1 protein-coding gene is annotated in these 266 nt (G+C 53.0%); it reads right to left on the bottom strand.

What is annotated here, in order from left to right; all coding sequences use genetic code 11:
• Positions 1-266 (bottom strand): ATP cone domain-containing protein (locus tag R2R70_RS20730; RefSeq protein WP_410979010.1); only part of this gene is annotated, 266 nt, incomplete at both ends.

Below are 266 nucleotides of genomic sequence, written 5' to 3'. Positions count from 1 at the left end.
ATCTTTGACAATGACGCACCCGACATTCGGGTTGGGATGCGTGGTAAAACGTCCTCGTTGCGCCAGCTTTAGCGCCCGCGCCATGTAATACTCGTCCTGCACGGCGTAGTCCTCCAGGCGCGCGATCTCTTCGCCAAATTCTTTGATATCTTCGAAACTGCGGTAGACAGAGGCAAAACGGATATAGGCGACTTTATCGAGCTTTTTCAATTGCTCCATCACCAGATTGCCAATCATCTTGCTCGGCACTTCGCGCTCACCGGTGG

Source organism: Cobetia sp. SIMBA_158, assembly GCF_046566945.1.
GTDB classification, from domain to species: domain Bacteria; phylum Pseudomonadota; class Gammaproteobacteria; order Pseudomonadales; family Halomonadaceae; genus Cobetia; species Cobetia amphilecti.
Note: the sequence above shows the minus strand (reverse complement) of the source record. Positions and strands in the feature narration are given on the sequence as shown.